The sequence below is a fragment of the Tardiphaga sp. genome (genome assembly GCF_028290495.1).
Taxonomy (GTDB): domain Bacteria; phylum Pseudomonadota; class Alphaproteobacteria; order Rhizobiales; family Xanthobacteraceae; genus Tardiphaga.
On the sequence record NZ_JAQGJT010000062.1, the window covers coordinates 1 to 14,356 of the forward strand.

At 63.3% G+C, this 14,356-nt stretch carries 12 protein-coding genes; 10 read left to right on the forward strand and 2 right to left on the reverse strand.

Going from position 1 to position 14,356, the window contains the following annotated elements; genetic code table 11:
- The 10 genes from JWQ24_RS11620 to JWQ24_RS11665 all read left to right on the forward strand — a co-directional run.
- A partial coding sequence (locus JWQ24_RS11620; protein WP_299807777.1) for a nitronate monooxygenase family protein occupies window positions 1-706 on the forward strand: 706 nt, incomplete at its 5' end.
- A gap of 31 nt (window positions 707-737) precedes the next feature.
- Entirely contained in the window at window positions 738-1,928 is a 1,191-nt protein-coding gene (locus JWQ24_RS11625; RefSeq protein WP_299807779.1) for an ABC transporter substrate-binding protein, read from the forward strand.
- Window positions 1,929-2,001: 73 nt separating this feature from the next.
- Complete coding sequence (locus JWQ24_RS11630; RefSeq protein ID WP_299807781.1) at window positions 2,002-3,522, forward strand: acyl-CoA synthetase; 1,521 nt, start codon at window positions 2,002-2,004, stop codon at window positions 3,520-3,522.
- Window positions 3,523-3,884: 362 nt separating this feature from the next.
- A complete protein-coding gene (locus tag JWQ24_RS11635; RefSeq protein ID WP_299807783.1) occupies window positions 3,885-4,025 on the forward strand; it encodes a hypothetical protein in 141 nt (46 codons plus the stop codon).
- Between the two features lie 10 nt (window positions 4,026-4,035).
- On the forward strand, window positions 4,036-4,125 hold the full coding sequence (locus JWQ24_RS11640) for a K(+)-transporting ATPase subunit F (RefSeq protein ID WP_299807785.1): 90 nt from the start codon (window positions 4,036-4,038) through the stop codon (window positions 4,123-4,125).
- 13 nt (window positions 4,126-4,138) lie between these two features.
- Window positions 4,139-5,842, forward strand: coding sequence for a potassium-transporting ATPase subunit KdpA (gene kdpA / locus JWQ24_RS11645; RefSeq protein ID WP_299807787.1), 1,704 nt, complete (start codon window positions 4,139-4,141; stop codon window positions 5,840-5,842).
- Between the two features lie 22 nt (window positions 5,843-5,864).
- On the forward strand, window positions 5,865-7,982 hold the full coding sequence (gene kdpB, locus JWQ24_RS11650; RefSeq protein WP_299807789.1) for a potassium-transporting ATPase subunit KdpB: 2,118 nt from the start codon (window positions 5,865-5,867) through the stop codon (window positions 7,980-7,982).
- Between the two features lie 11 nt (window positions 7,983-7,993).
- Window positions 7,994-8,599 (forward strand): K(+)-transporting ATPase subunit C, encoded by a 606-nt coding sequence (locus JWQ24_RS11655; RefSeq protein WP_299807791.1) that lies wholly within the window; start codon window positions 7,994-7,996, stop codon window positions 8,597-8,599.
- Between the two features lie 54 nt (window positions 8,600-8,653).
- Window positions 8,654-11,377, forward strand: coding sequence for a sensor histidine kinase KdpD (locus JWQ24_RS11660; protein WP_299807793.1), 2,724 nt, complete (start codon window positions 8,654-8,656; stop codon window positions 11,375-11,377).
- On the forward strand, window positions 11,374-12,063 hold the full coding sequence (locus tag JWQ24_RS11665) for a response regulator transcription factor (protein ID WP_299807795.1): 690 nt from the start codon (window positions 11,374-11,376) through the stop codon (window positions 12,061-12,063). The genes JWQ24_RS11660 and JWQ24_RS11665 overlap by 4 nt, the downstream gene beginning before the upstream one ends.
- 47 nt (window positions 12,064-12,110) lie before the next feature.
- Here the strand turns inward: JWQ24_RS11665 and JWQ24_RS11670 are convergent, their stop codons facing one another.
- Window positions 12,111-13,079, reverse strand: coding sequence for a tripartite tricarboxylate transporter substrate-binding protein (locus tag JWQ24_RS11670; RefSeq protein ID WP_299807797.1), 969 nt, complete (start codon window positions 13,077-13,079; stop codon window positions 12,111-12,113).
- 66 nt (window positions 13,080-13,145) lie between these two features.
- Window positions 13,146-14,219 carry a tartrate dehydrogenase gene (locus JWQ24_RS11675; protein WP_299807799.1) on the reverse strand — a complete coding sequence of 358 codons (1,074 nt, stop codon included), beginning with the start codon at window positions 14,217-14,219 and terminating at the stop codon, window positions 13,146-13,148.
- Window positions 14,220-14,356 lie beyond the last annotated feature (137 nt).

Genomic DNA, 14,356 nt, shown 5'->3' on the forward strand with positions numbered 1-14,356 from the left:
GCTGATGAAAGACATGGAGACCTGCGTCAAGCACCAGGTGCCGATCATCATCACGTCGCTGCGGCCGCCCTCCGAAATCGTCGACGCCGCGCATTCCTATGGCGGCGTGGTGTTCCACGACGTCATCAACGTCAAGCACGCGCGTAAAGCCGCCGAACAGGGCGTCGACGGCCTCATTCTGGTCTGCGCCGGCGCCGGCGGTCACGCCGGAACGCTGTCGCCGTTCGCGCTGCTGCGCGAGGTCAAGCAATGGTTCAAGGGCACTATCCTGCTGTCGGGTGCGATCTCCGACGGCTGGAGCATTGCGTCGGCGCTCGCGCTCGGCGCCGACCTCGCCTATATGGGCACGCGCTTCATCGCGACCGAAGAAGCCAACGCGGAGCCGGCCTACAAGAAAGCGCTGACCGAATACGCCGCGCAGGACACCGTCTACACCAATCTTTTCACCGGCATTCACGGCAACTACCTCGGCCCCTCCATTGCCGCAGCCGGCCTCGATCCGGAGAATCTGCCGGTGGCCGACAAGAGCAAGATGAACTTCGGCTCCGGCGGCAACATGAAGGTCAAGGCGTGGCGCGACATCTGGGGATCGGGCCAGGGTATCGGCCAGATCGTGGACGTGCCGCCGGTGGCGGAACTCATTGATCGCCTGAAGCGCGAGTTTGCAGACGCGACCGGAGACTTTGCGAGACGGGCACGCGCATAAGCGCGGTTCGATCAACTGGGAGAAGACGACCATGAAGCGATCAGCGGCGCTGACGGCGCTTGGACTGCTCACGCTTGCGTTGGGCATGAACGCGGCGAATGCCGATTCCAAAGGGGAGATCAGGATCGGACAGACGCTGCCCTATAGCGGGCCGCTGTCCGGCTTCGGTGCCATCGGCCGTGCGCAGGAGGCCTATTTCGGCAAGCTCAATGCCGAGGGCGGCATCAACGGCCGCAAGGTCAAATTCATCAGCCTGGACGACGCCTACTCGCCGCCCAAGACGGTGGAGCAGACGCGCAAGCTGGTTGAGCAGGACGAGGTGCTGCTGATGTTCGGCACGCTGGGGACGGCGACCAACAATTCGGTGCACCGCTATCTCAATGGCAAGAAGGTACCGCAGCTGTTCGTGCTCAGCGGCGCCGCGAAATGGGCGGATCCCAAGGCCTTCCCGTGGACGATGCCGGGCATGGCCGCCTATGAATCCGAAGGCGTCGTCTATGCCAAATACATCATGCAGGCCAAGCCGGACGCAAAAATCGCGATCCTGTCGCAGAACGACGATTTCGGTCGCGACTATCTGGCGGGATTCAAGCGCGCGCTGGGTGCCAAGGCCGCAACAATGATTGTTTCGGAGGCGACTTACGAGAGCAGCGCGCCGACCGTCTCCTCGCAATTGGCGACGCTCAAGGCGTCTGGAGCGAATGTGCTGTTCGGGGTGACGCTGGGCAAGTTTACCTCGCAATTGATCAAGGGCATTACCGAGATCGGCTGGAAGCCCGAGATGGTATTCGTGCCAACCTCCGCCTCGTCGGTTTCCTTTCTCGAGCCTGCGGGGCTGGAGAACGCTGTCGGCCTGCTGTCGTCGAGTTATCAAAAAGACGTCAACGACGAGCAGTGGGCGAGCGACGAAGACGTCAAGGCCTATTTCGCCTTCATGAAGGAGTCGATGCCTGGCTCCGATCCCCGAAACACCAACTACGCGACGGGTTACCTCAACGCACACCTGATGGCCCACGTGCTCAAAGCCTGCGGTAACGATGTCAGCCGGGAGAATATTTTGCGCCAGGCAACATCGCTGAATAAAGTGACGCTCCCGTTGCTGCTTCCCGGAGTGACGGTCACCACCGGAAAGGACGATTACCTGTCGTTCCAGCAACTGCGGCTGCGGCGCTTCAGTGGCAAGATCTGGGAAGGTTTTGGCGAACTTCTGGACGATCAATAGGCCCGTTTCTGCGCAGATCCCAAATCAGCGACCGGAGGGTTTGACCTTCGGTTGGCCACATCAAGGACAGAACATGATCGTCAGCGGCGACCGACAAATCGGCTTTCCGGAGATGCAGGAACGCATCGCGCGGGCGGCGAGCGGCTTCGAGGCATTGGGATTACAGGCGGGTGCGCCGGTGGCGCTGATGCTGCGCAATGATTTCGCGCTGTTCGAGGCCTCGTCGGCGGCGGCCAGGCTGGGATCGCCGGTGGTGCCGATCAACTGGCACTTGAAGGCGGAGGAGGTCGGATACATTCTTGCCGACTCCGGCGCGGCCATCCTGGTCTGTCATGCCGATCTGCTGCCGCAGATCGCCGCGGGAATTCCCGTAGGCGTGAAGCTCCTGATCGTAGCCACGCCCCCGGAGATCGTGACGGCCTTCGGGCTTTCCCCGGATGCTGCGCGCGTGCCGGATGGTTGCGAGGACTGGGATCATTGGCGCGACAGCCATGCGCCGTCGTCAAAGGTGCCGATGCGCGCAGCCGCAATGTTCTACACGTCCGGCACGACCGGGCGACCGAAGGGCGTGCGTCGCGATGCGATGCGCCCCGAACAACTCGCTGCGTCCGAGCGCGTGGGGGCTATCACCTATGGCATCAAGCCCAATGAGGGGCAGGTGATCCTGATGAACGGCCCGATGTATCATTCCGCACCGAATTCGTTCGGCATGATGGCGTTCCGCCACGGCTGCGACATCGTGCTGGAGCCGCGCTTCGATCCGGAAGACCTCCTGCAACTGATCGAGCGGCACCGCGTCACGCATATGCACATGGTGCCGACGATGTTCGTGCGACTGCTGCGCCTGCCGGAGGAGATCAGGAACCGCTATGACCTGTCGTCGTTGCGCTTCGTGGTGCACGGCGCCGCGCCATGCCCGGTGCATGTCAAGCAGGCGATGATCGCGTGGTGGGGGCCGGTGATCAACGAGTATCTTGGCTCGACCGAGACCGGCATTCCGATCTGGCACAATTCGCAGGAGGCGCTGGCCAAGCCCGGCACGGTCGGGCGGGCGATCGAGGGCGGCGTGGTCCGGATCATCGATGAGGACGGCCAGCCATGTGAGGCCAACGTCCCCGGTGAAATTTTCATGCGGCAGACGGCAGTGGCGGATTTCGATTATCAGGGGCGTTCTGCGGAGCGCGCCGAGGCGGGACGCGATGGTCTCGTCAGTGTAGGTGACGTCGGCTATCTCGACGAAGACGGCTATCTCTTCCTGTGCGATCGCAAGCGCGACATGGTCATCTCCGGCGGGGTCAATGTGTACCCGGCGGAAATCGAGGGCGTGCTGATCGGGCTGGATGGCGTGCGGGACTGTGCCGTCTTTGGCGTGCCGGACGACGAGTTTGGCGAACGGATGGTCGGTTGCATTCAACTACAGGACGGGGCTGCACTCTCGGTAGAAGCCGTGAAGGAATTTCTGCGGCCTCGCCTCGCGAATTTCAAGATCCCGAAAGAGATTTCCTTCGTCGCCGAGCTGCCGCGCGAAGATAGCGGGAAGATCTTCAAGCGGAAGCTGCGGGACGAGTATCTGTCCAGGTTGCCTCACAAGTGAGGCCTGGCAGGCGCATCAATTCGGTGGGGCGTCCGGCCGACACCTAGATATTTCTCACGAGGTTTGAATTGCGCTCGGCGCTTGCCTCTCCCCGCAAGCGGGTAGAGGGAACTGAACTCCGACTCTGCATTCGGAGTGGATCAGACTCCAACACGTCGCCCTGCGTCCTGTCTCGACAAGGGTGTCCGAGCAACTGACGCCGGTTGAGCCGCCAATGGCTGTTCCCACCTGCCGTCCGTGCGGCCCGTTTCGCGACAGGCGATAGCCGCGCGCTCGCGCAGGCAAGCCGCCGCGTCTTTATGAGATTCCTATATCTCCGCCCGCTCCCTCATCTCGAAAACCTACGTCGCCGGTGGCACCTCATGGCCATCACGGGCACGCCGCCTTGGTCGTCGCTCTCAGCGCATCCGGAGTTTTCCATGCTGGACATCGTCATGCTGGCCCTCGGTCTGGGCTTCTTCGTTTTATCGGTGGGCTACGCCTACGCCTGCGAACGGTTGTGAGGAGCACATCATGATTTTCGATTACACGCTCGCCGGCATCGTTACCACCGGACTGCTGATCTACCTCACCTATGCGCTGTTGCGCCCCGAACGGTTCTGAAAGGCCCGGTCACATGACAATAATTGGCTGGATTCAAATTATTCTATTCTGTGCGGTCGTCGTTGCGTTGGTGAAGCCGCTCGGCTGGTACATGACCCGCGTGTTCAACGGCGAGCGCACCTTCCTGTCCCCCGTTCTGCGGCCGGTCGAGGCCGGGCTGTACTGGATGGGCGGCGTGGACGAAAAGCGCGAGCAGCATTGGCTCACTTATACGGTGGCGATGCTGTTTTTCCACGTCGGTGGCTTTCTGATCCTCTATGCCGTGCTGCGGCTGCAGGCAGTTCTGCCGTTCAATCCCGCGGAGCAGTCTGCGGTGGCGCAGGACCTGTCGTTCAACACGGCGGTCTCCTTCATCACCAACACCAACTGGCAGAACTATGGCGGCGAAAGCACGCTGTCCTATCTGACCCAGATGGTCGGCCTGACGCACCAGAACTTCCTGTCGGCGGCTACCGGCATCGCGCTGGCCGTGGCTTTGATCCGCGGCTTCTCGCGTTCGTCGATGCGCACCATCGGTAACTTCTGGGTCGATGTGACGCGCTGCACGCTCTATGTGCTGCTGCCGATCTGCATCGTCTACGCGCTGTTCCTGGTCTGGCAGGGCATTCCGCAGACCCTCGGGTCTTATGTGGATGCGACGACGCTTGAGGGCGCAAAGCAGACCATCGCGGTCGGCCCGGTGGCGTCTCAGGTGGCCATCAAGATGCTCGGCACCAATGGCGGCGGCTTCTTCAATGCCAATGCCGCGCATCCGTTCGAGAATCCGACGGCGCTGTCGAACTTCATCCAGATGATTTCGATCTTCGGCCTCGGCGCTGCCATGACCAACGTGTTTGGTCGCATGGTCGGAAACCAGAAGCAGGGCTGGGCTATCCTCGGCGTGATGGGCGTGCTGTTCATCGTCGGCGTCGCGGTCACTTACGGCGCCGAAGCCTCGGGCACCACGGGCCTCAACGCGCTTGGCCTCACCGGCGGCAACATGGAAGGCAAGGAGCTTCGCTTCGGCATCGTTGCCTCCAGCCTGTTCGCAGTCGTCACCACAGCGGCATCGTGCGGCGCGGTCAATGCGATGCACGATTCCTTCACCGCGATCGGCGGCATGATCCCGCTGATCAACATGCAGCTAGGCGAGATCATCATCGGCGGCGTCGGCGCCGGCCTTTATGGCATGCTGCTGTTCGTCGTGCTGGCGATTTTCGTTGCCGGCCTGATGGTCGGTCGCACGCCGGAATATGTCGGCAAGAAGATCGAGGCGCGTGAGGTGAAGATGGCCATGCTCGCCATCCTGGTGCTGCCGCTGATGTATCTCGGCTGGACCGCGGTGGCGGTGGTGCTGCCTTCGGCGGTCGCGTCGATGGCCAATGCCGGCCCGCACGGGTTTACCGAGGTGCTCTACGCGTTCACTTCGGCGACCGGCAACAACGGCTCGGCGTTTGGCGGCCTGACCGGCAACACCTTCTTCTACAACCTCACCCTGGCGAGTTCGATGTTCGTCGGCCGCTTCTTCATGATCGTTCCGGCGATGGCACTGGCCGGTTCGCTGGCCGCCAAGAAGTCGATCCCGCCGTCGGCAGGGACGCTTCCAACCACCGGCGGGTTGTTCGTCGGCCTGGTGGTCGGCGTGATCCTGATCATCGGCGGTCTCACCTTCTTCCCGGCGCTCGCGCTCGGGCCGATCGTGGAGCACCTCGCGATGACCGCCCACACTTTGTTCTGATCGAATAGCCGGAGTACTCTCTATGGAAACGTTGAAACTGCAGAAGCGGGTGCCGGTCTCGGCCATGCTCGATGCGAAAATCGTCATCCCCGCCATCGGCTCGGCCTTCGCCAAGCTCGATCCGCGGCTGATGATCAAGAACCCCGTGATGTTCGTGGTCGAGGTCGTCGCCGCGCTGACGACGGTGATCTTCGTCAAGAACATCGTCACCGGCGGGGAGGATCTGGGTTTCGCGTTCCAGATCATCCTGTGGCTGTGGTTTACGGTGCTGTTCGCCAATTTCGCCGAAGCGGTCGCCGAAGGCCGCGGCAAGGCGCAGGCCGAGTCGCTGAAGAAGACCCGCACTGAAAGCCAGGCCAAGCTGCTGACCGGCAGCGCCGGTGACAGGAGCTACCGCATGGTCTCGGGCACCAGCCTGAAGATTGGCGATGTCGTGCTGGTGGAAGCCGGCGACAACATCCCGTCCGACGGTGAAGTGATCGAGGGCGTGGCATCGGTCAACGAGGCGGCCATCACCGGCGAGTCCGCGCCGGTGATCCGTGAATCCGGCGGCGACCGTTCCGCGGTTACCGGCGGCACGCAGGTATTGAGTGACTGGATACGCGTTCGCATTACCGCGGCGCAGGGCTCCACCTTCATCGATCGCATGATCAGACTGGTGGAAGGCGCCGAGCGGCAGAAGACGCCGAACGAGATCGCGCTGAACATCCTGCTCGTCGGCCTCACCATCATCTTCGTGTTCGCCACCGTGACGATTCCGAGCTATGCCGCCTATGCCGGTGGCTCGATCTCCGTCGTCGTGCTGGTGGCGCTGTTCGTGACGCTTATTCCGACCACGATCGGCGCGTTGTTGTCGGCGATCGGCATCGCCGGCATGGACCGGTTGGTGCGGTTCAACGTGCTGGCGATGTCCGGACGTGCGGTGGAAGCCGCCGGCGACGTCGATACGCTGCTGCTCGACAAGACCGGCACCATCACGCTGGGCAACCGTCAGGCGACGGCGTTTCGTCCGGTGCGTGGCGTCACCGAGCAGGAACTGGCTGATGCTGCGCAGTTCGCTTCACTGGCTGACGAGACGCCGGAGGGCCGTTCGATCGTCGTGCTCGCCAAGGAGAAGTACAATATCCGCAGCCGCGACATGGCTGAGCTTGGCGCGAGCTTCGTGCCGTTCACGGCGCAGACCCGCATGAGCGGCGTCGATGCCGGCGGATCCTCGGTTCGCAAGGGCGCGGTCGATTCGATCCTGGCCTATGTCAACGGCGGCGGCACCTTCGCTGTCTCCGGCAACACCGCGCAGGCCATGCAGCCCGCGACGATGTCCGATACGGCCCGGGAGATCCAGGCGATTTCCGACGAGATCGCCAAATCCGGCGGCACGCCGCTGGCGGTGGCCCGCGACGGCAAGCTGCTCGGCGTCATCCACCTCAAGGACATCGTCAAGGGCGGCATCCGTGAACGCTTCGCCGAACTGCGCACGATGGGTATCCGCACCGTGATGATTACCGGCGACAATCCGATGACCGCGGCTGCGATTGCCGCCGAGGCGGGCGTCGATGACTTCCTGGCGCAGGCCACGCCGGAGGACAAGCTGCAACTGATCCGCAATGAGCAGGCCAAGGGCAAGCTGGTCGCGATGTGCGGCGACGGCACCAACGACGCGCCCGCGCTGGCGCAGGCCGATGTCGGCGTCGCCATGAACACCGGCACGCAGGCGGCCCGCGAAGCCGGCAACATGGTCGATCTCGATAGCAACCCGACCAAGCTGATCGAGATCGTCGAAATCGGCAAACAGTTGCTGATGACGCGCGGTGCCTTGACGACGTTCTCGATCGCCAACGATGTGGCCAAGTACTTCGCCATCATCCCGGCGATCTTCCTCGCCTTCTATCCGCAGCTTGACGCGCTCAATATCATGCGGCTGCACAGCCCGCAGAGCGCGATCCTGTCGGCGATCATCTTCAACGCGGTGATCATCATCGCTCTGATCCCGCTTGCGCTGCGCGGTGTTGCCTATCGCCCGATCGGCGCGGGCGCTTTGCTCAGTCGCAACCTGCTGATTTACGGCGTTGGCGGCATCATCGTTCCCTTCATCGGCATCAAGGCGATCGATCTCGTCGTCACTGCCCTGCATCTGGTCTGAGGAGACACATCATGTTGAAAGAAATTCGTCCCGCCGTCATCCTGCTGCTCGGTCTCACGGTCATCACCGGGCTGGCCTATCCGCTGGGCATGACCGGCATCGCCGGGCTGTTGTTCCCGACCCAGGCGCAAGGCAGCCTGATCGAGCGCGACGGCAAGGTGATCGGCTCGGCGCTGATCGGGCAGGAGTTCACCTCCGACCAGTATTTCCACGGCCGCCCCTCGGCAACGACGGGACCCGACCCCAAGGACGCCACCAAGACCGTGCCGCAGCCCTACAACGCCATCAATTCGATGGGCGCCAATCTCGGCCCGACCAGCAAGGCGCTGATCGACCGCGTCACCGAGGACACCGAAAAGCTGAAGGCTGAAAATCCCTCGATGCCGGTGCCGATCGACCTGGTCACGACGTCGGGCAGCGGCCTTGACCCCAACATTTCGCCGGAAGGCGCCTTGTTCCAGGTCCCGCGGATCGCCAAGGCACGTAAATTGTCCGAGGATTTGCTGCGCCAACTGGTGATGGAGAAGACCGAGGGGCGCTTTGCCGGCCTGCTGGGCGAGCCCCGCGTTAACGTCCTGGCGCTCAATCTGGCGCTAGATGGTGCCGCAACCAAGTAGCCGTTCTTAAGGTAGCGCAGTGGCCCCGGCGGGGCGCGGAGACTATATTGCCTTATGGCAAATCAACGCCGCGATCCCGAACAACGTCCCTCGCCGGAAGCGCTGCTGGAAGCAGCCCGGCGGGCGGACCACCGCGCCGGTCGGCTGAAGATTTTCGTCGGCGCCGCCCCCGGCGTCGGCAAGACCTACGAGATGCTGCAAAGCGCCCATGCCAGGCGGAAGGCCGGCGTCGATGTCGTGGTCGGGGTCGTCGAGACCCACGGCCGCGCCGAGACGCAGGTGCTGCTGGCGGGGCTGGAAGTGATCCCGCGGCGGCGCTTCGACCATAAGGGTCAAAGCCTTGAGGAAATGGACCTCGACGCCCTGATCGCCCGTCACCCGCAGATCGCGCTGGTCGATGAACTCGCCCACACCAATGCGCCCGGCAGCCGCCACCCGAAACGCTATCTCGACGTCGCCGAATTGCTGTCGCACGGCATCGACGTCTACACCGCCGTCAATATCCAGCACATCGAGAGCCTCAACGACGTGGTCGCGCAGATCACCCATGTGCGGGTGCGCGAGACCGTGCCGGATTCGGTGTTCGACGGCGCCGACGGCATCGAGTTGATCGACCTCACGCCGGATGACCTGATCCAGCGCCTGCGCGAGGGCAAGGTCTATGTCCCCAAGCAGGCCGAGCGCGCGCTGGAGCATTATTTCTCGCCGGGCAACCTCACGGCGCTTCGCGAACTGGCCTTGCGGCGCACCGCCGAGCGGGTCGACGAGCAGTTGCTCACCCATATGCAGGCCAATGCGATCGCCGGCCCGTGGGCGGCCGGCGAACGCATTCTCGTCTGTCTCAGCGACGATCCGCGCTCCGCGGGCCTTGTGCGCTACACCAAGCGCCTCGCCGACCGGTTGCGCGCGCCGTGGACCGCGATCAGCATCGAGACGCGGCGCAGCCTGCAGCTCACCGAGGAACAGCGCGACCGGCTTGCCGACACGCTGCGGCTGGCCGAGGCGCTGGGCGGCGAGGCGCTGACGATCCCCGGAGCGGGGCGTCGCATCGCCGACGACGTGCTGGCCTATGCGCATGGCAACAACGTCACCCAGATCGTGATCGGCAAGGCTTCGCGGTCATGGGCGTTCGAGCTGCTGCGCGGCTCGGTGGTCCACGATCTGGTGCGCCGCTCGGGCAATATCAGTGTTCACGTCATCGCCGGCGACGCGCTCACTGCGGAGCCTGTGGCGAAGAAATCCGTCCAGGCGGCCGAGCGCGTCGAACCGCTCGATACCATGCCCTATCTGGCGGCGCTGGCGATCGTGGCGGTGGCGCTCGGCGTCGCCACATTATTGCGGCCGGCCTTCGGAATCGAGAATGTCGATCTGGTATTCCTCACCGCGGTTGTCGGCGTGGCGGTGCGGTTCGGGCTGTGGCCCTCGCTACTTGCCAGCGTCGCGGCGTCGCTGAGCTATAATTTCTTCTTTCTCCCGCCGGTGTATACTTTGACCATCACCGACCCGACCAATGTCGCGGCGTTCTTCTTCTTCATGGTGATCGCGATGCTGGTCTCCAACGTCGCGGCGCGGGTACGCACCCAGGCCGTTTCGGCTTTCAGCCGCGTCCGCACCACGGAATCGCTGTATGCCTTCAGCCGCAAGCTGGCCGGCACCGCCAAGCTGGATGACGTGCTGTGGGCCACCGCCTATCAGATCGCGCTGATGCTGCGGGTGCGCGTGGTGTTGCTGCTGCCGGAGCAGGGCGTCATCACCGTCAAGGCGGGCTATCCGCCGGAGGATCAACTCGACAGCGCTGATCTCGCCGCGGCGAATTGGGCGTGGGGCAACGACCGCCCGGCCGGCCGCGGCTCCGACACGCTGCCCGGCGCCAAGCGTCTGTTCCTGCCGATGCGCACCGGCCGCGGGCCGATCGGCGTGATTGGTATCGATGATGATCGCAGCGGTCCGTTGCTGACGCCAGACCAGCGCCGGTTGCTCGATGCGCTGGTTGATCAGAGCGCGCTGGCGATCGAGCGCGTGCAGCTCGTCGAAGATATGGACCGCGCCCAGCGCAGTGTCGAATCCGACCGGCTGCGCGCGGCGCTGCTGACCTCGATCTCGCACGATTTGAAGACACCGCTGGCTTCGGTGCTCGGCGCCGCCAGCACGATGCGCGACCTGGCGCCCAAGCTCAGCGACGCCGAGAAGGTCGATCTGCTCACCACCGTGATCGACGAATCCGAACGGCTGAACCGCTTCATCGCCAATCTGCTCGACATGACACGGCTGGAAGCCGGTGCGGTGCTGCCCAATGCGTCGCTACAGGATCCCGGCGAGATCATCGGCAGCGCATTGCGCCGCGCCGGCAAGATACTGGTGCGGCATCCCGTTCGGCTCGAACTCGCGCCAGAGCTGCCAATGCTGCGGCTCGATGCCGTTTTGTTCGAGCAGGTGCTGTTCAACCTGCTCGATAACGCCGCTAAATACGCACCGGCTGACACCGCGATCGCCATCAAGGCGACGCGTGACGCCGACTGGGTCACGCTGCAGGTGATCGACGAGGGTAGCGGAATTCAACCCAGCGACCTGGAGAAGATCTTTGACAAGTTCTTCCGGGCGCAAAAGGGCGACCACGTCCGCGCCGGCACCGGTCTCGGCCTTGCGATCTCGCGCGGTTTCATCGAGGCCATGCACGGTACCATCGAGGCCGCCAACCGCACGGATCGGTCTGGCGCCATTCTCACCATTCGCCTGCCGGTCCCGCCTGCGACCGAAGCCCTGGACACCGCCGCATGAACGCTGCCGCCATCAAGGTCCTCGTCATCGATGACGAACCGCCAATCCGCAAGCTCTTGCGCATGGGGTTGAGCACGCAGGGTTACGACATTCTGGAGGCGAGCAACGGCAAGCTCGCGCTCGAACTGCTGGTGCAGGATCCGGCGTTGATCATCCTCGATCTCGGCCTGCCGGACATTCAGGGCCATGATCTGCTGCGGATGATCCGTGCCCGCAATGATCACGTGCCTATCGTGGTGCTGTCGAGCCGGGGCGACGAGGCCGGCAAGGTGCAGGCGCTTGATCTGGGCGCTGACGACTACCTGACAAAACCTTTCGGCATGGACGAATTGCTGGCGCGGATGCGCGCGGCGCTGCGGCATCAGTTGCAGGTGCATGGCGAGCGGCCGGTGTTTCGCACCGGCGAATTGTCGGTCGATCTGGTGCGGCGTCTGGTGAAGGTCGGCGAGCGCGACGTCAAACTCTCTCCGAAAGAATACGACCTGCTTCGCGTGCTGGTACAGCATGCCGGCAAGGTGCTGACGCATCGCTTTTTGCTGAAGGAATTGTGGGACGAGCTTACCGACCCGCAATATTTAAGGGTCTATGTGCGACAGCTCCGGCAGAAGATCGAGCCCGATCCGGAACGGCCATGCTTCGTGCTGACCGAAACCGGAATTGGATATCGCCTGAGGGCGCCAGACTAGATGCCGGTGCGACAACCAGCCCTTCGCAGGGCCGGTTGTCGATGCGCTCAATCCGCAAACTGGTTTGTGGCGCGGATGATCGGCGCCCAGCGGTCGACTTCGCTGATCAACTGCGCGTGCAGCGCGGCCGGCGTGGCCTGGTCCTGCGCGACGGGATCGGTGTTGATGTCGTGAAAACGCTTGATCAGGTCCGGATCACTCAGAGCCTGTTGCAGTGTCTTCGACAGTTTCTGGACGATCTCGTCCGGCGTTCCCTTCGGTGCGTAGATGCCGTGCCAGGCCCCTACTTCAAACCCCTTCAGGCCGGCTTCGTCCGCGGTAGGCAGGTCGGGCATCGAGGACAGGCGCGCTTTCGTGGTGATGGCATAGCTCTTCACCAGCTTGGCCGCGATCGGGCCGGTGGTGTTGGTGGTTTGATCGCAGGTGAGATCGATCTGTCTGGCGATCAGATCGTTCATCACCGGACCGTTGCCCTTGTAGGGAACCGGCAGGATCTGCTTGTCGACGGCCGTCATGAAGAGCATGCCGCAGAGCTGCGATGCCGCGCCAAGGCCGGCATTGCCGAAGGTCATCTTGTCACCGTTTGCCTTGATGTAGGTGACCAGTTCGGCGAGCGTGTTCGGCGGCAGATCGGGGCGGCCGATAATGGTCATCGGGGCGTTGGTGACCAGACCGATCGGCGCGAAGGCCGTCTTGGTGTCGTAGGGCAGCTTGCGATAGAGCGTGGCGGCCGTCGAAATGCCAATGTGATGGATCAGCAGCGTATAGCCATCGGGGTCGGCGCGCGCCGCGCGGGCCGCGGCAATCGTGCCGCCGGCGCCGGTGGCGTTTTCGATGATGATAGTCTGGCCGAGCAGCTTCGACATGGTGACGGCCGTGACACGCGCGACCGTATCTGTGGCCCCGCCGGCGGCGAACGGCACCAGCAACGTGATCGGCCTGCCGGGGTAGTTCTGCGCACAGGCCGGGTAGCTGGTCATGGCGAATGCGATAGCAGCAATGGCTTTCAGCTTCATGTTTGCCTCCCTGGATTTAGTTTTTATAATTCACGATCATCCTCCGCTTTTTGCGAAGAATGCCATTCAGACGTTGGAGCTCTGGATTGCCTCCACGACGGCATTGGTGACGTCTTTGGTCGTTGCGGTGCCGCCGACGTCGGGGGTCATGATGCCGGCGCCGGTGACCTTCTCGACCGCGCGCATCAGGCGCGCTGCGGCGTCCGCCTCGCCGAGATGATCGAGCATCTGCGCGGCCGTCCAGAAACTGGCGACGGGATTGGCGATGCCCTTGCCGGTGATATCGAAGGCCGAACCGTGGATCGGCTCGAACATCGAGGGGAAACGACGCTCCGGGTCGATATTGGCGGTCGGCGCCACGCCGAGGCTACCGGCCAGCGCGCCAGCGAGATCCGACAGGATGTCAGCGTGAAGATTGGTGGCGACGATGGTGTCGAGGCTCTGCGGCTTCAGCGTCATGCGGACGGTCATGGCATCGACCAGCATCTTGTCCCACGTCACATCCGGAAATTCTTTGGATACTTCTTCGGCGATTTCATCCCACATCACCATGCCGTGGCGCTGCGCGTTCGACTTGGTGACGACCGTGAGAAATTTTCGCGGGCGCGACTGGGCCAGCCGGAAGGCATAGCGCATGATGCGCTGCACGCCGACGCGGGTGAAGATCGCCACCTCGGTGCCGACTTCTTCCGGCAGGCCGCGGTGCACGCGGCCGCCACAGCCAGCATATTCCCCTTCGGAATTTTCCCGCACGATCACCCAGTCGAGATCGCCGGTTGAAACATTGCGCAGCGGCGAGGTGATGCCTGGCAGGATCCTGGTCGGGCGCACATTGGCGTACTGGTCAAATCCTTGGCAGATCGGCAGTCGCAGCCCCCAGAGCGTAATATGGTCCGGGACATCCGGCGCGCCGACCGCGCCGAAATAGATCGCATCGAACTTCTTCAACTGTTCCAGGCCGTCGGCGGGCATCATGACGCCGTGCTTGCGGTAGTAGGCCGAGCCCCAGTCAAACGTCTCGACGTTGAATTTCACATCGCCGATGCGCTGCTGCAGGCTTTCGAGCACGGTGGTGCCGGCGGCGATGACTTCGGGACCGATACCATCGGCCGGAATCGCCGCGATGGAATATTCACGCATCTGATGTTCCTCACCTGTGCCGTCTTGGTCTTTGCGCCGCGCATTCGGCGGCGCGTCACCGTGCCGCTACGCTGATCCGAGCTCAAGCGCATTGGTTTATACAAATAAATGATATAATCGGAGGCAGGAGAGACCCG